20 protein-coding genes are annotated in these 21,381 nt (G+C 68.3%); 18 read left to right on the forward strand and 2 right to left on the reverse strand.

Going from position 1 to position 21,381, the window contains the following annotated elements:
- Positions 1-217 precede the first annotated feature (217 nt).
- The 4 genes from FFS52_RS20805 (at position 218) to FFS52_RS20820 (ending at position 4,963) form a co-directional block, all read left to right on the forward strand.
- Complete coding sequence (locus tag FFS52_RS20805; protein ID WP_137810797.1) at positions 218-727, forward strand: FxsA family protein; 510 nt, start codon at positions 218-220, stop codon at positions 725-727.
- 108 nt (positions 728-835) lie between these two features.
- Positions 836-2,470 (forward strand): amidohydrolase, encoded by a 1,635-nt coding sequence (locus FFS52_RS20810; protein ID WP_137810798.1) that lies wholly within the window; start codon positions 836-838, stop codon positions 2,468-2,470.
- The gene (lnt, locus tag FFS52_RS20815; protein WP_137810799.1) at positions 2,467-4,161 is read left to right on the forward strand and encodes an apolipoprotein N-acyltransferase; all 1,695 of its coding nucleotides are present in this window, start codon (positions 2,467-2,469) and stop codon (positions 4,159-4,161) included. The genes FFS52_RS20810 and lnt overlap by 4 nt, the downstream gene beginning before the upstream one ends.
- Positions 4,145-4,963: a polyprenol monophosphomannose synthase gene (locus FFS52_RS20820; protein WP_137810800.1), complete on the forward strand. Its 819-nt coding sequence runs from the start codon at positions 4,145-4,147 to the stop codon at positions 4,961-4,963. The genes lnt and FFS52_RS20820 overlap by 17 nt, the downstream gene beginning before the upstream one ends.
- A gap of 77 nt (positions 4,964-5,040) precedes the next feature.
- On the opposite strand, the gene FFS52_RS20825 is transcribed toward FFS52_RS20820, so the two are convergent.
- On the reverse strand, positions 5,041-5,385 hold the full coding sequence (locus tag FFS52_RS20825) for an RNA polymerase-binding protein RbpA (protein WP_058250448.1): 345 nt from the start codon (positions 5,383-5,385) through the stop codon (positions 5,041-5,043).
- A 354-nt stretch (positions 5,386-5,739) separates the two neighbouring features.
- Between FFS52_RS20825 and FFS52_RS20830 the strand changes: the two genes are divergently transcribed.
- The 6 genes from FFS52_RS20830 to FFS52_RS20855 all read left to right on the forward strand — a co-directional run bounded on the left by FFS52_RS20830 (position 5,740) and on the right by FFS52_RS20855 (position 9,800).
- Complete coding sequence (locus FFS52_RS20830) at positions 5,740-6,021, forward strand: hypothetical protein (protein ID WP_058250449.1); 282 nt, start codon at positions 5,740-5,742, stop codon at positions 6,019-6,021.
- On the forward strand, positions 6,018-7,169 hold the full coding sequence (locus tag FFS52_RS20835) for a DUF475 domain-containing protein (protein WP_137810801.1): 1,152 nt from the start codon (positions 6,018-6,020) through the stop codon (positions 7,167-7,169). Before FFS52_RS20830 ends, FFS52_RS20835 begins: the two co-directional genes overlap by 4 nt.
- A 199-nt stretch (positions 7,170-7,368) precedes the next feature.
- Positions 7,369-7,590: a DUF3263 domain-containing protein gene (locus FFS52_RS20840; protein WP_065632045.1), complete on the forward strand. Its 222-nt coding sequence runs from the start codon at positions 7,369-7,371 to the stop codon at positions 7,588-7,590.
- A gap of 36 nt (positions 7,591-7,626) precedes the next feature.
- On the forward strand, positions 7,627-7,950 hold the full coding sequence (locus FFS52_RS20845) for a hypothetical protein (protein WP_137810802.1): 324 nt from the start codon (positions 7,627-7,629) through the stop codon (positions 7,948-7,950).
- A complete protein-coding gene (locus FFS52_RS20850; RefSeq protein WP_137810803.1) occupies positions 7,947-8,693 on the forward strand; it encodes a VOC family protein in 747 nt (248 codons plus the stop codon). The genes FFS52_RS20845 and FFS52_RS20850 overlap by 4 nt, the downstream gene beginning before the upstream one ends.
- Before the next feature lie 99 nt (positions 8,694-8,792).
- A complete protein-coding gene (locus FFS52_RS20855) occupies positions 8,793-9,800 on the forward strand; it encodes an oxygenase MpaB family protein (RefSeq protein ID WP_137810804.1) in 1,008 nt (335 codons plus the stop codon).
- Between the two features lie 19 nt (positions 9,801-9,819).
- Here FFS52_RS20855 and FFS52_RS20860 read toward each other — a convergent pair whose 3' ends face one another.
- On the reverse strand, positions 9,820-11,052 hold the full coding sequence (locus tag FFS52_RS20860) for an NAD(P)/FAD-dependent oxidoreductase (protein ID WP_137810805.1): 1,233 nt from the start codon (positions 11,050-11,052) through the stop codon (positions 9,820-9,822).
- Between the two features lie 28 nt (positions 11,053-11,080).
- On the opposite strand from FFS52_RS20860, the gene FFS52_RS20865 reads away from it, so the two are divergent.
- The 8 genes from FFS52_RS20865 to FFS52_RS20900 all read left to right on the forward strand — a co-directional run bounded on the left by FFS52_RS20865 (position 11,081) and on the right by FFS52_RS20900 (position 21,357).
- Complete coding sequence (locus FFS52_RS20865; RefSeq protein WP_137810806.1) at positions 11,081-12,310, forward strand: sugar phosphate nucleotidyltransferase; 1,230 nt, start codon at positions 11,081-11,083, stop codon at positions 12,308-12,310.
- Positions 12,311-12,321: 11 nt separating this feature from the next.
- Positions 12,322-13,986 (forward strand): phospho-sugar mutase, encoded by a 1,665-nt coding sequence (locus FFS52_RS20870; protein WP_137810816.1) that lies wholly within the window; start codon positions 12,322-12,324, stop codon positions 13,984-13,986.
- Positions 13,987-14,004: 18 nt separating this feature from the next.
- Complete coding sequence (locus FFS52_RS20875; protein WP_058250457.1) at positions 14,005-14,436, forward strand: helix-turn-helix transcriptional regulator; 432 nt, start codon at positions 14,005-14,007, stop codon at positions 14,434-14,436.
- A gap of 19 nt (positions 14,437-14,455) precedes the next feature.
- The gene (locus tag FFS52_RS20880) at positions 14,456-14,866 is read left to right on the forward strand and encodes a VOC family protein (protein ID WP_137810807.1); all 411 of its coding nucleotides are present in this window, start codon (positions 14,456-14,458) and stop codon (positions 14,864-14,866) included.
- Between the two features lie 206 nt (positions 14,867-15,072).
- Positions 15,073-17,481 carry an excinuclease ABC subunit UvrA gene (locus FFS52_RS20885; RefSeq protein ID WP_249356522.1) on the forward strand — a complete coding sequence of 803 codons (2,409 nt, stop codon included), beginning with the start codon at positions 15,073-15,075 and terminating at the stop codon, positions 17,479-17,481.
- Between the two features lie 559 nt (positions 17,482-18,040).
- A complete protein-coding gene (locus tag FFS52_RS20890) occupies positions 18,041-19,312 on the forward strand; it encodes a reverse transcriptase family protein (RefSeq protein ID WP_137810808.1) in 1,272 nt (423 codons plus the stop codon).
- A gap of 134 nt (positions 19,313-19,446) precedes the next feature.
- Positions 19,447-19,896 (forward strand): globin domain-containing protein, encoded by a 450-nt coding sequence (locus FFS52_RS20895; RefSeq protein ID WP_058250592.1) that lies wholly within the window; start codon positions 19,447-19,449, stop codon positions 19,894-19,896.
- Between the two features lie 186 nt (positions 19,897-20,082).
- Entirely contained in the window at positions 20,083-21,357 is a 1,275-nt protein-coding gene (locus FFS52_RS20900) for a glycosyltransferase 87 family protein (RefSeq protein ID WP_137810809.1), read from the forward strand.
- Positions 21,358-21,381: the final 24 nt, after the last annotated feature.

A 21,381-nucleotide genomic window follows, 5' to 3' on the forward strand; every position in this document is an offset into this window, starting at 1 on the left:
CAAACGCCGCCTCGCCCGCGTCGTCTACAACCACCTCACCACCGACCACCACGCCCGCACCCGCAAAGCCGACAACCCAACACCCGCCGCCGCTTGACATAGGAGCTATGAGCTTGTATAAACCACCCCTCGGGACAAAACCGCGTCGTCGTTCGTTACCCACGCAGACCCTGACGTCAACGGGTGCCGAAGCGCACCGAAGGACAGGTGAAGCACCATGGCTCTCCGCTGGTTCGCGGCCTACGCCGTGCTGGAGATCGCCGCGTTCGTCGCGATGGTCATGACCCTCGGATTCGGCTGGGCGGTGCTCATCAGCCTCGCCGCCGTGGTCCTCGGATTTGTCGTCCTGCGCTGGCAGGGCGGCAAGGTCTTCGACGAGCTGCGCCGCGCGTCGAGAAACGAGGTCGACGCCCGCGCCCCGCTGGCCGACACCGCGCTCGTCGCCGTGTCGACCATCCTTTTGGTCGTCCCGGGCGTCGTGTCGACCGTGGCCGGGACCCTGCTGCTGTTCCCGCCCACCCGTCGGGTGATGCGTCCGGCCGTCGCCGCGGTGGGTGCCCGCCGTGTGGCGGCCGCGATGGACCGGGCCGGGATGTATGCCACCGGTGTCTACGGCGCCGGACGTGGCGCGACCGTCGTCGAGGGTTCCGTCGTGGAATCCGACACGTCCGAGCCGGGGTCGCCGTCGGCACCGCCGCACACCCGGGGCCTACCGCAGGGCCGCTGAACAGGTCCTGATCAGCCGACGGTCGGCACCACGCCGCCCGCGTCACCGACACGCACGCACCCGGACCGCTCGCCACCCTCCTCCGACGGCAAGGCACACTGAACGATCGTGGCAACCCAACTGCTTCTCGGCGGCGCCGTGTACTCGCCGGCCGCCCCCGACGCGACCGCGATGGCCGTGACCGACGGAATCGTCGTCTGGGTCGGGACCGACGACGTCGGCCGCGCACTCCATCCCGACGCCGAGGTCATCGACCTCGACGGGCACTTCGTCAGTCCCGGGTTCGTCGACTCCCACGTCCACTTGACGTCCACCGGGCTCGGACTCGACGGCCTCACCCTGAACGAGGCGTCGAGCCGCACGCACTGCCTGCGGCTGGTGGAGAAGGCCGTGGCCGCCGAGTCCGCCCATGACGGAGGCGACCTCATCTGGGGTCTCGGCTGGGACGACTCGACCTGGGCGGGCGCCGAACCCGACGACGGTCGCTTCCCGACGACCACCGAGCTCGACGCCGTCGTCGGGACCAGGCCGGTGTACCTCGCCCGGATCGACGAGCACTCCGCGGTGGCGTCCACCGCGCTGCGACGCCTGATCCCGGACCTGGCCGACGCCGTCGGCTATCACCCGGAGGAGCCGCTGGTTGCCGAGGCCCACCATCTCGTCCGCGGCGCGGCCCGCCTGCTGGTCACCGCGGCGCATCGTGAACGTGCACAACGCCGTGCGCTCGACGGGGCCGCCGCCCACGGGGTGGTGGCCGTGCACGAGAACGGCGGACCGGACATCAGCGGCATGGACGACTTCCTCGCGCTCGCCGAACTCGACCATCCCGTCGAGATCCGGCGCTACTGGGGCCAGGCCGTCACCGACGCCGACCACGCCCGCGAACTGATGTCGATCACCCGGGCCGATGCCCTGGGCGGTGACCTGTTCATCGACGGTGCCATCGGCTCCCACACCGCGTGGCTCTCGGAGCCCTACACCGACGATCCGCACACCAGCGGTATCAGCTACCTCAACGCCGAGGCGATCCGCGATCACCTGCGCGCCTGCACGATCGCGGGCATCCAGGCGGGCTTCCACGTCATCGGCGACGCCGCGACCGGCGTCGTCGTCGGCGCACTCGCCGAACTCGCCGACGAACTCGGCACGCCCGCGCTCGCACGCTGTGCGCACCGGCTCGAACACGCCGAGATGGTCACCGCCGCCGACGCCGAGGTCCTCGCGCGCTGCGGCGTCATCGCCAGCATGCAACCGTTGTTCGACGCGGAATGGGGCGGTCCGGGCGACCTGTACGACGCCCGTCTCGGCGCGAGCCGCGCGGCCACCCTCAACGACTTCGCGATGCTGGCCAAAACCGGTGTCGCGCTGTCGTTCTCGTCAGACGCACCGGTGACGGCCATCGACCCGTGGTCGACCATCCGGGCCGCCGTGCACCATCATCAGCCGACCAATGCGATCTCGGCGCGCGGCGCGTTCGCCGCGACGACCCGCGGCGGCTGGCGGGCCGGGGGAGTCAACGACGGTGTCACCGGGACCCTGACGCCCGGCGCCCCGGCGAGTTACGCGGTGTGGGAGGTCGACGAGCTCGTCGTCGCCGGATCCCACGAGAAGGTCCAGCGGTGGTCGACCGATCCGCGGTCGCGGGTGCCCGCGCTGCCGGACGTCTCACCGGGGGCCGCGCTGCCGCGCTGCGTGCGCACCGTGCATCGCGGCCGGACCCTGTACGACCGGGACGCCGGGTGAGTCCCCCGCGGGTCTCCCGATCCCGGATCTCAGCGTCCTGGCTCGCACGTACCGGGACCGCCGCCGCCGCGGGCTTGGCGATGTGGGCCGCGTTCCCACCGCGCAACTGGTGGTTCCTCGCGGTCCTCGGCCTCGGCCTGCTGTTCGCCGCACTCTTCGTCGGGTCGCCCCGGGTGCGCACCGGCGCGTGGATCGGCTTCGTCTTCGGGCTGGCGTTCTTCGTGCCGCTGTTGCCGTGGATCGGCGTCTACGTCGGTCCGCTCCCGTGGCTCGCCCTGGCCGCGGTGCTCGCCGCCTACCTCGCGCTGTTCGGCGCGATCGCCACCCTGACGATGCGGCTTCCGGCGCCTCCGGTGTGGTTCACGTTGTCGTGGGTGCTCGTCGAAGCGCTCCGTTCCGCCTTCCCGTTCGGCGGGTTCCCCTGGGGGAGAACCGCATTCAGTCAGGTCGACGGACCGCTGCTGCCGCTGGCCTCGGTGCTCGGCGCACCCGGGCTGTCCGCCGGTGTCGCGCTGTTCGGCTCCGCGGTCGCCTGGCTGCTCGTGATCCTCACCCGGGCGTACCGGCGCACGACGACCGTCTCCGACCCCGGGCACGCCGACGGCCCGGGGCCGTCCACCGAACGTTCCTCGGGCGTGGTGCGCATCGCGACCGCCGCGGTGGCCATCGCGCTGCTCGCACCGATCGCCGCCATCGCGGCGACCCCCGCCAGCCTCGACCGCAACATCGCGACGTCCTCGGCCCGGATCGGTGCCATCCAGGGCAATGTCCCGCGACTGGGTCTGGATTTCAACGCCCAGCGGCGCGCTGTCCTCGACAATCATGTCCGCACCACGATGTCCTACGGCCGGGCGATCGACACCGGGCAGACAGAGCAGCCCGACTTCGTCCTGTGGCCGGAGAACGCCTCGGACATCTCGCCGCTGGACAACGCAGACGCGGCCGCCGGGATCACCGCGGCCTCCGAGGCCGTCGACGCGCCGATCCTGGTCGGCACGCTCATCCGCAACCCCGATGGCCGACCCACCAATTCGGTCCTGGTCTGGGACGGCGCGCAGGGCCCGGTCGACCGCTACGACAAGCACATCGTCCAGCCGTTCGGCGAATACCTCCCGTGGCGGCCGTTCTTCCGCCTGTTCTCGTCGTATGCGGACATGGCCGGAGACTTCCGCCCCGGCACCGGACCCACGGTGGTCGATGTGCCCGGTCGCTCGGGGACGGTGACCGTCGGTGTCGCGACCTGCTGGGAGGTCGCCTTCGATCGGGCCGCTCGGCAATCCGTCCGGGACGGCGCGCGGATGCTGTTCGTGCCCACCAACAACGCGACCTTCGGCCGGACCGAGATGACTTATCAGCAGTTGGCCATGTCACAGGTCCGGGCCGTCGAACACGGGCGGTCCGTGGTCGTCGCGGCCACCAGTGGGGTGAGCGCCGTCATCGAGCCGGACGGATCCATCAGCCAGCAGTCCGGCATATTCACCGCGGACGTGCTGACCGGGCGTCTGCCACTCCATGAGGACATGACCCTCGCGACCCGCCTGGGCCCCTGGCCGGAGGTGATCGCGATCATCGCGGCGGTGGCCGGGCTTTTGTTTGCGCTGCGCTCGCGTACTAGGTTCTCACTCAGGCCACGCAGGGTCGCCGCACGGGCGACCAGTGACACGAAGGAGCTCGATGGCATCGGGGATTGACGCCACGGCAGGGCAGCGGCGGCCCGACGACGCGCCGCAACGCGTGGTCGGCGCCGACGGCACGGGCGCACTCGTCGTCGTGCCGACGTACAACGAGCGCGACAACCTGCCGCTCATCATCGGACGTCTACAGGACGTGCTGCCAGGGGCGCATGTCCTCGTGGTCGACGACTCGAGCCCGGACGGCACGGGCGATGTCGCCGACGACCTTGCTCGCGCCGACGCGGCGACCCGGGTCCATGTCATGCACCGCGTCGACAAGGACGGCCTGGGCAAGGCGTACCTCGCCGGCTTCGCGTGGGGACTCGACCGCGACTACGCCGTCATCGTCGAGATGGACGCGGACGGCAGCCACGCGCCTGAGCAGCTGCACCGCCTGTTCGACGCCGTCAACGACGGCGCGGATCTCGTGATCGGGTCCCGCTATGTCCCGGGCGGCAAGCTGGTGAACTGGCCGAAGCGCCGGGAGTTCCTCTCCCGCGGTGCCAACACCTATGCCCGTCTGGCTCTCGGTGCGGGCGTCCACGACATCACCGCCGGGTTCCGCGCCTATCGCCGCATCGTGCTGGAGAAGATCCAGCTCGACACCGTCGAGTCCGCGGGTTACTGCTTCCAGATCGACCTGGCGTGGCGCACGGTGCGTGCCGGCTTCGACGTCAGGGAGGTACCGATCACCTTCACCGAACGTGAGATCGGGGTGTCCAAGATGAGCGGCGGCGTGATGTCCGAGGCGTTCACGATGGTTGCCCGCTGGGGAGTCCAGAGCCGCCTCGAGCGCTGGGGACTCGTCCGGACGCGATGATCCGTTGAGCAGACGAACAGACCCGGCAGGATGTCCTGCCGGGTCTGTTCGGTTCCGGGCGTCGGCGCCCGCGGGTGTCAGTTGGTGATGCCCTTGCGCCGCTGCTTGAGCAGGTCGAGGCGCTCGTTGAGCAGCACTTCGAGCTCTTCCTCGCTGCGACGCTCGAGCAGCATGTCCCAGTGCGTACGCGGCGGCTTGGTCTTCTTCTCCTCGGGCTCGGCGCCCTCGAGGATGGTGCCTTCCATGCCGTTCTTGCACGGCCACTTCGACGGGACCTCCGCGTCGTCGGCGAACGGCACGTCGAAGATCTCGCCGTTGTCGGTGCGGTACTGGACGATGCGTCGTGGCGCGAGGTCGTGGTCACGATCGGTCTCGTAGCTCACCGCGCCGAGGCGGCTACCCCGAAGTACTCGATCTGCCATGAAGGGTTCCTCTCAACTTCGTCGGATCTCCCGGTCTGCCGGGAGATCTCTGTTGCATTCCAGGTTCGTGCGCAACGCTGCGCACGACTTTCGGGTCGTCAACAGGAACATTCTACGCGCATTCCTGCGTGGGTTCGCCACCGGCGACGACCCGTGTTGTCCAACCCGCTCGGCGGGCCGCCGCCGGGAGCGCAGCGAGCGGGGCGAGTGTGTGTGCGCCGGCGGGAGCGCAGCGAGCGGGGCCGGTCGTGACAGCGGTACGGTCTCGGTGTGGAACCAGGCACTACGCACGGCGTACAAACTGGCGCATCGCGAAGGCGTCGGCCGTACGCCTGCGCCTGGTGCGGCCGCACGATGGTGGACTCCGAGATGGGGCGTCGGCGAAAGTACTGCAAGCGATCGTGCAGGCAGCGTGCCTACGAGCAGAGAACGCTGCTGGAGGGCACGTCCATTCCCGACGACGCGGTGATCCTCTCCTCGGCCGAGGCCGCCGACTTCGGCGACCGGATGTTCGCGCTGCGGTGCGCCGCGGAGGACCTCGGCACCGCGGTGGCCGAAGGTGCCGGACACGACGTGCTGGCCGACCTCACCGACACGCTGCTCGAACTCGCGCGGGAAGCCGAGAAGCTGCGGTGACCGCGCGCATCTTCGCGCCCTCGCTCGTCGTCACGCTCGTGGCGCTGGTCGTCGCCTACCTCTACCTCGGCTGGACCGGCCTCGCCCTGTGCGCCATCCTCGGCGTGCTCGAGGTGTCCCTGTCGTTCGACAACGCGGTCATCAACGCGACGATCCTCGAACGGATGAGCGCGTTCTGGCAGAAGATGTTCCTCACCGTCGGCGTACTCATCGCCGTGTTCGGCATGCGTCTACTGTTCCCGCTGGTCATCGTGTGGATCACCGGAGGTCTCAACCCCGTCGAGGCGCTCGACCTGGCGATGAACCCGCCGCCCGAGGGGCAGACGCATTTCGCCGACGGTCAACCCAGCTACGAGACGATCCTCACCGAGGCCCACCCGCAGATCGCGGCGTTCGGCGGCATGTTCCTCCTGTTGCTGTTCCTCAACTTCGTGCTCACCGAGCGTCCGCAGACCTGGCTCACGTGGCTCGAGAAGCCGCTGGCCACGCTCGGCAAGCTCGACCAGCTCGCGGTCGTACTGGCCGCCCTCGCGCTGGTTCTCACCGCTGAATTCCTGGCGCCGGACGAGAGCCGCGCGACCGTCCTGATCGCCGGAATACTGGGCATGGTCACCTACATCACCGTCGACGGGCTCAGCTCGCTGTTCATGGCCGAGCCGGGATCAGACGGGCCGGAATCAGACGGGCCGGAATCAGACGGGCCCGAATCACACAGGTCCGGATCGAACGGCACCGGTCCGCACCCGGTCACCGTGGCCACCGGCAAGGCCGGGTTCTTCCTGTTCCTCTATCTCGAGCTCCTGGACGCGTCGTTCTCCTTCGACGGGGTGATCGGCGCCTTCGCCATCACCTCCGACCCGATCATCATCGCGTTGGGGCTCGGATTCATCGGCGCGATGTTCGTGCGGTCCATCACGATCTACCTTGTCCGCAAGGGCACGCTGGGGGAGTACCGCTACCTCGAACACGGTGCGCACTGGGCCATCGGCGCCCTGGCCGCGATCCTGTTGATCAGCATCGAGATCGAGATCAACGAGGTGATCACGGGGCTCGTCGGCGTCGCGTTCATCGGCGCGTCGCTCGCCAGCAGCATCCGCGCGAACCGGCGCGAAGCGCGTGCCGGGACCGGCGATCGACTGGCCGTCTGAGCTTCTCCCCGGCCGTCCTCGAACGTGCGGTGAACATCTGCGGGACCTTTGGAATCAGCATGGGCCGCCTGCTGTCTTCTGTCGGTCGACAGGTGTAGAAATGACGACGTCGGTGACGTGTGTCACGCAGGAGCCGAAGCCGAGTGGCTCCGCGACACAGGTCCGGTTTCAGGTCGACAACGCAGATTCGGTGGTCTTCATGGACAGCAAACAGCAGCAGATGATCCAGTTCGAGACGGACTGGTACTCCCTGGGCGGGGGCTCCTCCCGGCAGATCGTCGAGGAATTCGGTCTCACCGATCGGGACTTCTTCTCCCAGGTCGACCGCCTCGTCGACACCGACCCGCCGTCGGGATTGACCGCTGCGGAGCTGCGCCGCATGCGCCAGGTCATCCGCCGTCGGCTGTGGATGGCCCGCTGATCCCAGCCCGCGCGCGGCTCGGGGGATAATCGACGGGTGCCCTTCTCCGATGACGATCTCGAAGCGTTCTATCGCGATGTCGAGGCACGCACGGCGTTCCGCGAGCAACCTCGACGCCGGCGCCGCGCCGGTGTCGACTATCCGGCCTGCCCGACGCCTGACAAACTGCCGTTCGCCTCGCCGGCCGACGCTCGCGAGGGCATCGATCGACTCCGGCGCCACCTCGTCGGTACCGCTCCGGAGCTGCGCTACTACGAGTGCTCCTGCCGCGCTTGGCATATCACCAGCTCAGCGCAACTGATTCATCGACGGGTGCCGCCGGCGCCGGCTCGTCGTCGGAAGGGTAAGAAGAAGCGGTGACGATTCCGCCCGCCGGTCCGCACGCACTCGTCGACCTCGCGAGCGACGACCCGTCGACGACCGCCGAGACCTACCAGCGGTTGCTCGGACGCGAGGTCGGTACGGGCGCCGACGGCCGGCGAGTGGTGAACCTCGGCAACGTCGCACTCTCGATCCGGCCGTCGGCCGGCGAGCCCGACACCCACGACGTGTACTTCACGGTCGACGACATCACGGCGTCCCGGCGTCTACTCGGCCGGCGCGGGTTTCCGCTCGCGGACACCGTCCTCGGAGCGCTGGGCGAGACCAGTCCGGTCGGGATCGCCGAACGAAACGAGTCCGGAGTCGCCGCCGACGGCGATCTGACCGGCCTCGATCATCTGGTCTTCACCTGTGACAACCGCGATGTCGCCGTCGCGCTGTTCGCCGGCACCTTCGGCCTCGATTTCCGTCTCGACCAGCCGATCGGGCAGGACGCCCGTCAGCTGTTCTTCCGGCGCGACGACCTGATCGTCGAGGTCGTCGCCGCGCCCCGCCCGCCGGCCGACCCGGTGCCGTCGTCGCCGGTCATGCTCTGGGGTGTGGCATGGCGGTCGACCGATGTGGACTCGACCCACGCGCGTCTGACGGCCGACGGACTCGATCTCAGCGAGGTCCGCATCGGACGCAAGAAGGGCACGCGGATCTTCACGGTTCGCCACCGCGAACTCGCCACGCGGACCGTGGTCATCGGCCCCGAGGCCGGACCCGACTCGCTTCAGTAGCCGAAATCCGACAAAAGGTGGGTTTTCGGGAACGCCTGCGCTAATCTGACTACGAATGTTGTCGAATTAGTAGTAACCGAGACCGATGTTGGGGGCACCATGACCGCGGTACACGAAGAACGGACAGCGTCCGAACCCGCAGCGAGTGACTTCGTGGCGGGCGAGCCGCTGCTCAACCACCGCGACGACGAGATCGAACTGATCCCGCCGGACTCGCTGACCGCCAAGCTCACCGGCATGTACACGTTCCTCCCGATCAACGGGGCGGCGTTCGTGATGCAGGTGATGCACCCCGTCATCGGCGATGTCGTCGACAAGTATTCAGTCTTCCGCACCGATCCCGTGGGACGTGCGATCCGCTCCGCCGACTCGGTGCTGCGCTGGACCTACGGCGGTCAGGAGGCTTTCGAGGAGGGCAAGCGTCTCCGCAAGCTGCACCAGCCGCTGCAGATGCGCAACTCGGAGGGCAAGCACATCAGTGCACTCAACCCGGAGGCGTACGCCTGGGTGATCGCCACCGCGCTACCCACGATCGAGACCGCCGCGCCGCTGGTGCTGGGCCGGCACTTCACTCTCGAGGAGCGCAAAGAACTCCTGCGGGACAACCGCCGCATCGCCAAGATCGTCCAGGTACCGATGAAGAACTACCCCGAGACCCTCGAGGAGTTCGACGAGTACTTCGACGATTTCATCGAGAACAAGCTCGTCCGGCACCCGGTCGCGCTGGAACTGATCGGTCAGATGCGCGCCGCGCCCGTGGTCCCGAAGTCGGTGCCCAAGGCGTTGCGCCCCGCCGTGAAGAAGGCCGCTGCCACCGCGTCGGTGCCGTTCCAGAACTTCAACTACCTGACCACCGTCGGCGTCATGGATCCGCGCGTGCGCGAAATCCTGGGCCTGAGCTGGTCCGACGCCGAGCAGCGTCACCTCGAGCGGATTCATCGCAATCTGCGATTCGCCTACCGCACCCTGCCGGAGCGGCTGACGTACTTCCCGCTGGCCTATCACGCCCGGCGTCATCACGACGCGATCCAGGCCATGAAGGTTCGCGAGAAGGCGAGCGCTGCCTACCAGTACCACCCCAAAGAGGGTGCGGCGCACCAGGGCTGAGCGCTCCCGGTCGGTCTGGTCACGTCGTCGGGGGCGTGACCAGACCGACGACATGGTCGGCGATCGCCAACGATGACGTGATGCCCGGCGACTCGATACCGAAGAGGTTGACCAGGCCCGCGATGCCGTGTGACCGCGGGCCCTGGATCACGAAGTCACCGGCACCGGCACCCGGCCCGGCGACCTTGGGCCGGATCCCGGCGTAGGCGGGCACCAGGGCGTTGGTCGGCAACTGCGGCCAGTACGTGCGGATGGCTCGTTCGAATGCGTCGGCGCGCGCCTCGTCGACGGCGTGGTCGAGTACCTCTCCGGCAATCGTCTCGTCGGGGGACGAGTTCAGCCATTCGACGTCGGGGCCGAATCGGGCCTCGCCGGCGAGATCCATCGTGAAGTGCACGCCCAATCCGCCGTCGGCGGGGATCGGGTAGACGAGGTGACGGAACGGCGCCCGGACGCCGGACAACCCGAAGTAATTCCCCTTGGCGAGGAAGCGCGGCGGGATCCGGCCGCCGAAGCCGGCCAGCGCCCGGGCCACCTCCCACGCGCCGATCCCGGCACAGTTGACGAGCGTCCGGGCGGAGGCCGATTCGCCGTCCGATGTCTGCACGGTGATGCCGTGTGCGTTGATCTGTCCGCCGATCACCCTGCTGCGCAACGCGATCGCGCCACCGTGTGCCTCTAGGTCACGCACCAGTGCACGCACCACACCGTCGACGTCGACGATCCCGGTCGACGGTGAGAACAGTGCCGCGACGCCTTCGACTGCCGGTTCCCGGTCGCGCAGTTCGTCCACTCCGATCCGTCGAAGGTCGGAAACGCCGTTGGCCAGACCGTGTCGGAGCAAGACGCCGAGGCGTTCGCTCTGAGTGCCGTCGGTGGCGACGATGAGTTTGCCCGGCCGCGCCCACGAGACGCCGTGCTCGTCGCAGAATCGGGTCAACTGATCGCGACCGCGGACGCACAGTTCCGCCTTCAGGCTGCCCTCGGGGTAGTAGATGCCGGCGTGGATCACCTCCGAGCTCCGCGAGGTCGTCTGCGCGCCAACCGAATCGGCGGCCTCGAGGACGACGACGTCGCGTCCTCGCCGGGCGAATGCCCGCGCCACCGCCAGCCCGACGATGCCGCCGCCGACCACGAGGCAGTCGACCTCCACACGCTCCGTCGTCGCGTGCTCGGCCCGGTGGATGCCCGTCACCGCTCGTACCTCCTCGTCGCTTGTCGTCGAGTTCCGTCGGCCACGGTATCCGGGCAAACCCGGCGGCGTGGGGCAGACTGGGGTGATGCGGTATTCGGAGGTTCTCGCGATCGTGCAGGCCGGTGGACGTGGTTCGCGGATGGAGGTGCTGACCGATCGGCGGGCGAAACCCGCGTTGCCGTTCGCGGGCAACTATCAGCTCATCGATTTTCCGCTCTCCAACCTGCACCACAGTCACATCGACGACGTGTGGTTGTGCGTGCAGTACGAGGCCGAGACCATCACCCAGATCGTGGCGGGTGGCCGTCCCTGGGATCTGGACCGTACGAGCGGCGGGTTGCGCGTGGTGATGCCGGAACAGACCGACGCCCCGGAAACCGAAGACGGCTTCGCGACCGGCAACGCCGACCTGCTGTACCGCATCCGCGGCCGCATCGCCGCCCACGCACCGGCCGAGGTCATCGTCATGAGCGCCGACCACGTCTACGACTTCGACTTCCGCGACGCCATCGAGACCCACCGCCGCCACGGCGCCGAATGCACTGTGGTCACCACGACGTGTCCGCTCGACGAGGCCGCGCAGCACGCCACCGTGAAAGCCCGCCGCGACGGGACCGTCCGCGAGTTCCGCTACAAACCCGAACGCGCCACCACGCGCACGATCGCCACCGAGATCTTCGTCTACGACCCGGCCGTCCTCATCGAGGGCCTCGAGTACCTGGAGAGCCGGACGACCGAGGGATCCCCGAAGGACGACACCGGCCTGGGCGACTTCGGCGAACACCTGGTGCCCTGGTTCGTCGACCGCGGCAAGACGGTGGCCCACGCGATGCCGGGGTACTGGATCGACGCCGGCCGTCCCGAGACCTACCTGCAGGCGCACCGCGACCTCATCTCCGGGTCCCTCGACGTCTTCCGCGCCGACCGGCCGATCCTCACCAACCAGCCGCAGCGCCCGGCCGCGCGTATCGAGACCGGGGCGGTCGTCGAGGACAGTCTCGTCAGCAGCGGCGCCCACGTGCACGGAACGGTCCGACGCAGCGTTCTCGGACCGGGGGTGGTCGTCGAAAAAGGTGCGGTCGTGGCCGATTCGGTGATCTTCGGTGACGTTGTCATCGGCGCCGGCGCGTCGGTCGCATGGTCTGTCCTCGACGAACGGGTGCGCGTCGGCCCGAACGCGGTGATCGGCGGGCACCCGCGGACACGCCCGGTCCCGACCGAGAAGATCACGTTGGTCGGGATGGACACGCAGATCCTGCGCGGTGCCCGGGTGGCATTGGGAGACCGCGTCGAGCCGGGTCGCCGCATCCGGTGACCCGGGCCGACCTGTTCGCGACCGCGCGGCACTGGCGGGACCACGATCCGGACCCGTCGACCCGAGCCGTGCTGACCGATCTGATCGACGCGGCCGTGACCGGTGACGTCGCCGCCGCCGACGATCTCGCGGCCCGCTTCCACGGACCGCTGACCTTCGGCACCGCCGGCCTGCGCGGCGAGGTCGGTGCGGGCGAGTCACGGATGAACGTCGCCGTGGTCACCCGCGCCACGGCCGGTGTCGCGCGGTATCTGCTCGACACGGTCGGTCCCGACGCGCGTGTCGTGGTCGGGTGCGACGCCCGGCACGGATCGGCCGAGTTCTTCGACGCGGCAACCGAAGTGCTTGCGGCGCAGGGGCTCACGGTGTTCGCGCTGCCACCCCGGTTGCCGACGCCGGTCACCGCTCATGCGACGCGTGCGCTCGACTGCGACGCCGGGGTGATGATCACCGCCTCGCACAACCCACCGGCCGACAACGGTTACAAGGTGTATCTCGGCGGCCGTGCCACCGACGATGCGGGCAGGGGAGTGCAGATCATATCGCCGGCCGACGCCGACATCGCGGCCCGGATCGCGCAGGCGCCGCCCGCCGACGAAGTGTCCCGCGACCCCGCGGCGGTCATCCACCTCGACGACGAGACCGTGCGGACCTATGTCGAGCGCACCGCGCGGCTTCGACCGGGCGGCGGCCCGTCGCCGGTGCGCGTCGTACTGACGCCGATGCACGGGGTCGGGGGTGCGGTCGCTCGGGATGTGCTGCGGGCCGCGGGAATCGGCGACGTCCACGTGGTGGCGGCGCAGTCCGCTCCCGATCCGGACTTCCCGACGGTGCCGTTCCCGAACCCGGAGGAGCCAGGTGCCCTCGACCTCGCGCTCGATCTCACACGCGACGTCGACGCGGACGTCGTGATCGCCCTCGACCCCGACGCCGACCGCTGCTCGGTGGCGACGGTCGGTCCCGACGGGCAGTGGCGGCAGCTGACCGGCGACGAAATCGGCGCGCTGCTGGGGGAGCAGGCGGCACGGGATGCGACGCGCCCCGGTGACACCCTGGCGTGTTCGATCGTGTCGAGCCGGCTGCTCGGCCGGGTCGCCGCGGACCACGGGCTGCGGTTCGCCGCGACGCTCACCGGCTTCAAGTGGATCGCCCGGACTTCCAGCCTGCGTTTCGGTTACGAGGAGGCCATCGGCTACTGCACCGACCCCGACACCGTCCGCGACAAGGACGGCATCGGTGCGATGGTCCGGGTCATCTCCCTCGTCGAGGAACTCGGGAAGGACGGCCGCACGCTGACCGACGAACTCGACCGGCTCGCCCGTCGCCACGGCCTGCATGCCACCGCACCGTTGACGATCCGCGTCGAGGACACCGCGCTGATCGGCGAGATGATGCAGCGCCTGCGTTCGTCGCCGATCGAACGACTGGCCGGCTCGCCGGTGGTGGAGAACCGCGACCTGGCACATGGATCCGCTGATCTCCCGCCGACCGACGGCGTCCTGGTGCGGACCGCCGCCGACGACCGCGTCGTCGTGCGTCCCTCCGGCACCGAGCCGAAACTGAAGTGCTATCTGGAAGTCGTCCTCGACTGCCCGGGCGGCGCCGTACCGCGGGACGAGGCCGCACGCCGTCTCGACGCCCTCGGTGCGGACATCTCGGCGGTGCTCGGGGTCTGAGCGCACTACGATCGATCCGTGCCGCGAACCGATTCCGATCAGCGCCTGCGCGACCTGACCCTGCTGCGTCAGGTCCGCGATCGCATCGACCGCGAGTACGCGCAGCCGCTCGACGTCGAGGCGCTCGCGCGCGGGGTGAACATGTCGGCCGGTCACCTGAGCCGGAAGTTCCGCCAGACCTACGGCGAATCGCCTTACTCGTACTTGATGACTCGCCGCATCGAACGGGCGATGACGCTGCTGCGCCGCGGCGACCTGACCGTCACCGAGGTCTGCTTCGAGGTGGGCTGCTCGTCGTTGGGCACCTTCAGCACCCGGTTCACCGAACTCGTCGGGGTCCCGCCGACGGTCTATCGCGAACAGTCGGCCGACGCGACGGACGGGATACCGGCGTGCCTGGCGAAGAACATCACGAGACCGATCAGGAATCGAGAAGCACAGCGCGGCTGAGACTGCCTAGCCTGATCCCATGAACATCACGATCCAGTACACCTTCCTCCCACACACCGATGGCGACGCCGCCTTGGGCTTCTACCGTGACCTCCTCGGTTTCGAACTCCGCAAGGATGTCGGCTACGAGGGCATGCGGTGGCTGACCGTCGGCCCGCCCGGACAGCCGGGCACGTCGATCGTCCTGCATCCGCCGGCTGCCGATCCCGGTATCTCCGAGGAGGAACGCCAGACGATCCTCGAGCTGATCGCCAAGGGGAGTTACGGCGCGCTGACGCTGGCGACCGACGACCTCGACGGGCTTTTCGAAAAATTGCAGTCCAGCGGCGTCGACATCGTGCAGGAGCCGATGGATCAGCCGTATGGCGTGCGCGACGCCGCCGTTCGTGATCCGGCGGGCAACCTCATCCGTATCGACCAGGCCGGCTGAGAGATGTGCGGCCCCGGTCGATACCCGCCCCCGGAAGCACTCGGCGCGGTCGTCGACCGACAACACCCCGCGCCGGCGCCCTCCACCCTGGTTAGATCGACCGGGAGTCCGCGCACCGACCTCGCGGCGACGGACCTCCGGAATGACACGAGCACCCCGAACGCCGATGACCGCCCATCCGCGGTCGCGCCAGTGATGGAGAGACGATGAGCCGAACCGCCACCCGTCCCGCACGGAAGGTCGACGCCGTGCGGGCCGACGGCATTCACCCCGCCGACACGCACGACATCATCCGCGTCCACGGCGCCCGGGAGAACAACCTCAAGGACGTCAGCGTCGATCTGCCGAAGCGTCGGCTGACGGTCTTCACCGGGGTGTCGGGTTCCGGGAAGAGCTCACTGGTCTTCAGCACCATCGCCGCGGAATCCCAGCGGCTCATCAACGAGACGTACAGCGCGTTCGTCCAGGGCTTCATGCCGTCGATGGCTCGTCCGGACGTCGACATCCTGGAGGGTCTGACGACGGCGATCATCGTCGATCAGGAGCGGATGGGTGCCAACGTCCGGTCGACCGTCGGCACGGCCACCGACGCCAACGCGATGCTGCGTATCCTGTTCAGTCGCTTGGGAACTCCGCACATCGGATCGCCGCAGGCGTTCTCGTTCAACGTCGCCTCGATCAGCGGGGCGGGTGCGGTGACCATCGAGAAGGGCGGGCAGAAGGTCAAGGAGCGTCGGAGCTTCTCCATCACCGGCGGGATGTGCCCGCGATGCGAGGGACGTGGCGACGTCTCCGACTTCGACCTCACCGCACTCTACGACTCGTCGAAGTCGCTCAACGAGGGCGCGCTGACGATCCCCGGCTACTCGATGGACGGCTGGTACGGCCGGATCTACCGCGGTTGCGGCTTTTTCGACCCCGACAAGCCGATTGCAAAATACACCAAGAAGCAACTCAACGACCTGCTCTACAAAGAGCCCACCAAGATCAAGGTCGAGGGCATCAACATCACCTTCGAGGGTCTGATCCCGAAGATCCAGAAGTCGATGTTGAGCAAGGATCGTGAGGCGATGCAGCCGCACATCCGTGCCTTCGTCGACCGCGCCATCACCTTCGCGAAGTGCCCGGACTGCGAGGGCACCCGCCTCACCGCCGAGACCCGCTCGTCGAAGATCAGGGGCATCAGCATCGCCGACGCATGCGCGATGCAGATCAGCGATCTCGCCCAGTGGGTCGCGGAGCTCGACGATCCGTCCGCGGCCCCGCTGATCACCGCGCTGCGAGACCACCTCAACGCGTTCGTCGACATCGGTCTCGGCTACCTGTCCCTGGAACGCCCGGCCGGCACCCTGTCCGGCGGAGAGGCGCAGCGCACCAAGCTGATCCGTCACCTCGGTTCGTCGCTGACCGACGTGACCTATGTGTTCGACGAGCCGTCGATCGGTCTGCACCCGCACGACATCACCCGGATGAACGATCTGCTGCGCGCATTGCGGGACAAGGGCAACACGGTGCTGGTGGTCGAGCACAAGCCGGAGGTGATCGCGATCGCCGACCGCGTCGTCGACATCGGCCCGGGAGCGGGCACCGACGGCGGCACGATCGTGTTCGAAGGCACCGTCGACGAACTGCGGGCCGCGGACACGCTCACCGGGCGCCACCTGGAGGACCGCGCCGCCGTCAAGGACGAAGTCCGCACGCCCAGTGGTCATCTCGAGGTCCGCGGGGCCGACGCCAACAATCTGCGCGATGTCGACGTCGACATCCCGCTCGGTGTGCTGGTCGTGCTCACCGGCGTCGCGGGCTCGGGCAAGAGTTCGTTGATCAACTCGACGGTCGCCAAGGAGGACGAAGTCGTCTCCATCGACCAGAGCGCCATCAAGGGGTCGCGGCGTTCCAATCCGGCGACCTACACCGGTCTGCTCGAGCCGATCCGCAAGGCGTTCGCCAAGGCCAACGGCGTGAAACCCGCCTTGTTCAGTGCGAACTCGGAGGGTGCCTGCCCCAACTGCAACGGTGCAGGCGTCGTCTACTCCGACCTCGCGATGATGGCCGGCGTCGCCGCGCCCTGCGAGGTGTGCGAGGGCAAGCGATTCCAGGCCGAGGTGCTCGATTACACCTTCGGCGGCCGCAACATCAGCGAAGTGCTCGAGATGTCGGTCGCCCAGGCGGAGGCCTTCTTCGCCGGCGGCGACGCCAAACTCCCGGCGGCGCATAAGATCCTGCACCGGATGGTCGACGTCGGGCTCGGCTACATCAAGGTCGGTCAACCGCTGACCACTCTGTCCGGCGGCGAACGCCAGCGACTCAAGCTGGCCAGCCACATGGGGGAGAAGGGCGACGTCTACATCCTCGACGAGCCCACCACCGGCCTCCACCTCGCCGACGTGGAACAGCTCCTCGGGCTGCTCGACCGTCTCGTCGACTCCGGAAAGTCGGTGATCGTCATCGAGCACCATCAGGCCGTGATGGCCCACGCCGACTGGATCATCGACCTCGGCCCGGGCGCCGGCCACGACGGCGGCCGGATCGTCTTTGAGGGCACGCCCGCCGACATCGTTGCCGACCGGTCCACGCTCACCGGTGAGCACCTCGCCGAGTACGTCGGTGCCTGACACCGGGGATCCCGAACCACAAAACTGCTGGTCACATGCCAGAGGAGCAGAAGGATCTGAGCGATCTTGGCGTTGACAACTCCCGTACCCTCTGCTCCCTGAGGTGCGAGGAGCGATAGCGACGAGCCTCGAAGGGTCCAGCAACCAGGCCCCCCCAACCGACAGACTTCAACTCGACCTATGGACTTCGATCGAGGTCTACCGGTCGAGTTGAAGTCTGTCGGTCAACAAGGGAGTAGGTTCGCGCGAGACAACACAAACGACGCAGCGCAGCTGACCCTCTCACTACGGCACCCCTCGTGACGCTTTTCCGCGCGAACCGCGAACGTCCCCGACGGTGTCAGACGCCCGTGGCATCATGTCGGTTGATGAACGACGGGCAAGGTGAGAGTGGATCGTCGCGATCCGTCTCAGGGGTAACCCCTGGGTGCACTTCACAGCTGGTTCCTGCGTCCGACGCCGGCGCGCACGCTGCACGTGCCACACGGCGCCGCTGCTCAGTTCTGGTCACCCCATCCGTCGTTCATCATCACGTCAGCCCGCGACGCGACACGACGCCGTGACCGAACCGTTCCTGCAACCGCACGAGGCAGCGGAAGTCGCCGCGGCCTTCTCGCGCACGTATACCGCCTGGACGTGGCCGGAGATCCTGGCGGCAGTGACAGCGGTCCTGCCCGCTGAGGTCACCTCCGAAGTCGCCGCCGGCATCATCGAACTCTCGCCTCACGAACCGCGACACCCCGCGACCGTGATGATCCAGGCCCTCGCGCCGTGGACCCACCCGGCACCCGTCGCCGCTCAACCCGTCGTCCTGCACGAACCACGTTCCGCAGGAACGGTGTCCGACGCTCTGCCCGATCTCTACGATGTCGAGCAGTTCGCGCACTGGCTCGACTTCACCGTGCCCGAGCTCGAATGGTTCGCCGACCGCGGCCAATGGCTACGAACGGCGCGCCCGCCGTTGCGTCACTACCGAATCTGGCGGCGTGAGAAGCGGGACGGTGTCCGGGTCATCGAAGCTTCGAAACCCCGTATGCGCGAGACGCAACGGCGCCTGTTGAGACGGTTGGTCGAGCGCATTCCGGCACATCCCGCAGCACGCGGCTTCATACCCGGGTCGTCACCGGCTGCTTTCGCCTGGCCGCACACGGACCGTCCCGTGGTACTGCGCGTCGACCTCCGGCATTGCTTCGAGACGATCACCGTACCGCGCGTCCGAGCAGTGTTCCGGCAGGCCGGCTACCCGCCGCACATCGCCCGCCTGCTCGCCGAATTGTGCACCACGGCAACGCCTGTGGACGAACTCCGCGGTATCGATCACACGCACGCGGCACTCCTTCGGGAACGACACCTGCCGCAAGGTGCGCCGACCTCGCCGCATCTGGCGAATCTCGTGATGCGGCCGCTCGATCGGCGGCTCGACGGGTACGCCCGCCGTCACGGCCTCCGATACACCCGCTACGGCGACGACCTCGCGATTTCGGGCGACGCGATGAACGCCGACCGCGTGCTGTGGACGGTGCTCCGCATCGTCGAAGACGAGCGATTCACCGTGCACCCGGAGAAGGTCCGGATCATGCACAGCCATCAGCGCCAACAGCTCTCCGGTCTCGTCGTCAACGACCGTCCGCAGGTCGCCAGATCCGACTACGACAATCTGCGGGCCCTGCTCCACAACGCCCGCCGACACGGGGCGTCGTCGCAGAATCACGACGAGCACCCGGACTTCCGCGCACACGTCTACGGCCTCATCGCGTGGGTGGGTGCGACGGGGGAGACGCGTCGACGCCGGTTGCTGAACATGGCCCGCACGGTCGACTGGGACAGCTGAGAACCTCTGAAGACGGACCAAACGCCCGAACAATCCCGAACCTCACACCGGCTGCGGTTCGCTGTGAGACCACTGTTACCTCGGCCTTCCCCGCAGCGTGCCCAGTCGCAATGCCGGTGGACCAAGGTCCGTGCATGGACAAGCAACTGCTCGAACGCAGCCTGGCACTCGTCGATCTTCCCGACTCGGGCCTCACCGTTCGCTTCTACGAGATCCTGTTCGACCGCTATCCCACCGTTCGCGCCATGTTCGGCCGCGACACCCGGGCCCAGGCCGAGATGTTGCGCAGCGCCGTCGCCTCGGTCGTGGAGCATCTCGACGACGCCGAGTGGCTGACGACGACTCTGCACGCGTTGGGGCGACGACACGCCGGTCTCGGCGTCACCAGACCGATGTACACGGCGGTCGCGGAATGCATGATCGCCGCGATGAGCGAGATTGGCGGCGAGTCCTGGACCCCGGCCATGACGCTGGCCTGGGACCGCGCACTCGGGGCGGTCGCGACGATCATGCTCGACGGCTATCCGGACGACGGCGTGGTCGACATCATGCCGGCAGATCGACGCAAACCCGGAGCCGCGTGACCAACCCCCCGGCAGGACCCGACCACGCCCTGTAGACCGAACCCAGTCCACCCGCTCAACCGAACCCGCCACACTTCGGCCGTCCGACGACCGAAGAGTTCCATAGATCCGCCCGCCGCCTCGACGGCCCGGCCACCCTGAAGCGAACGCCCTCCGCGATACGATCCCGCTCGGAAGTGAGGGCTCGTGACTGCTGCTGTAAACCCCCGACGTGCGCTGGATCGATACCTGGGATCAGCCTGGGCCCGGTGGGCGACACTCGCCGTCTTCCTCATCAGTTCGGCGGTCGCCATCGTCGTGCTGCCGAACCAACCGCCGGCCCCGTATCGCATCGATTTCGACGTCTACCGCATGGGCGGACAGGTCCTGCTCGACGGCGGCGACCTGTACGGCATCCTGCCCCGACTCGCGGAAGGCTCGTACCTCCCGTTCACATATCCACCGCTTGCCGCAGCGCTGTTCTCGATCTTCACGGTCGTTCCACTCAGCCTCGGTCAGGCCCTGTTCACCGCGATCTCCATCGGCTGCCTGCTGGTGGTGTGCCGCATCGTCCTGTCTAGCCTCGTCGAGCGGCCGGCGCACGAATTATGGTGGCTCGCAACGGCCGCCACGACGGTGGGCCTCTGGCTCGAACCCGTCCGCGACACCCTCAACTTCGGACAGATCAACATCGTGCTGATGACGCTCGTCGTCGTCGACGTACTGCTGGGCCGCGGCAAGTGGTGGAACGGGCTGCTCGTCGGACTCGCCATCTCGATCAAGCTCACCCCCGCGGTGTTCCTGCTGTTCTTCTTCGTCCGCCGGGACTGGCGCGCACTCGGCGTGGCCGCGGCGTCAGCGGTTGCCTACGCCGCCCTCGGCCATCTCCTGACACCGAACGACTCGCGCACCTACTGGACATCGACCCTCTTCGACACCGACCGCATCGGGAGTCCGCACTTCGCGAACAACCAATCGATCAAGGGTGAGCTCGGCAGACTCGGCATCGAGTCCGACGTCGCGTGGTTCCTCGTCTCGCTGATCGTCGGGCTGTTCATCGCCTGGGTCGCGTGGCGTCTGCTGTCGGTTGCACCGGCAGGTCCACAGCCTTCCGGGCCGCGCGACGTCGCGGCACTGATGGCAGTCGCGTTCGCCGCGCTGTACTGCTCGCCGGTCGCCTGGGACCACAGCTGGGTCTGGGTGGTCCCGCTGCTTATCTTGCTGACCTTCCTCGCGACCACGCCCGCGGCGTCGGCGATGTGGTGGTGGCTCGTCGGTTCCGGGCTCGTCATCTTCGCCGTCGCGCCGCATCAGCGAATCCCGCAGCGGTACGACGCCGAGTTGTCCTGGGTCTGGTGGCAGCATCTCGTCGGGTCGTCGTACCTGCTCTGGGGTCTGGTGGTGCTGGTCGCGCTGGGGGTCTCGGCGCCCCGCGTGCTGACGTCCCGACGGTCGGGCGACACGCTCGCACAACCTGCGTGAACACCCCGTCTGCAGACGCCCCTT

It is taken from the genome of Gordonia sp. ALPHA1B1 (genome assembly GCF_005502615.1).
Taxonomy (GTDB): domain Bacteria; phylum Actinomycetota; class Actinomycetes; order Mycobacteriales; family Mycobacteriaceae; genus Gordonia; species Gordonia hongkongensis.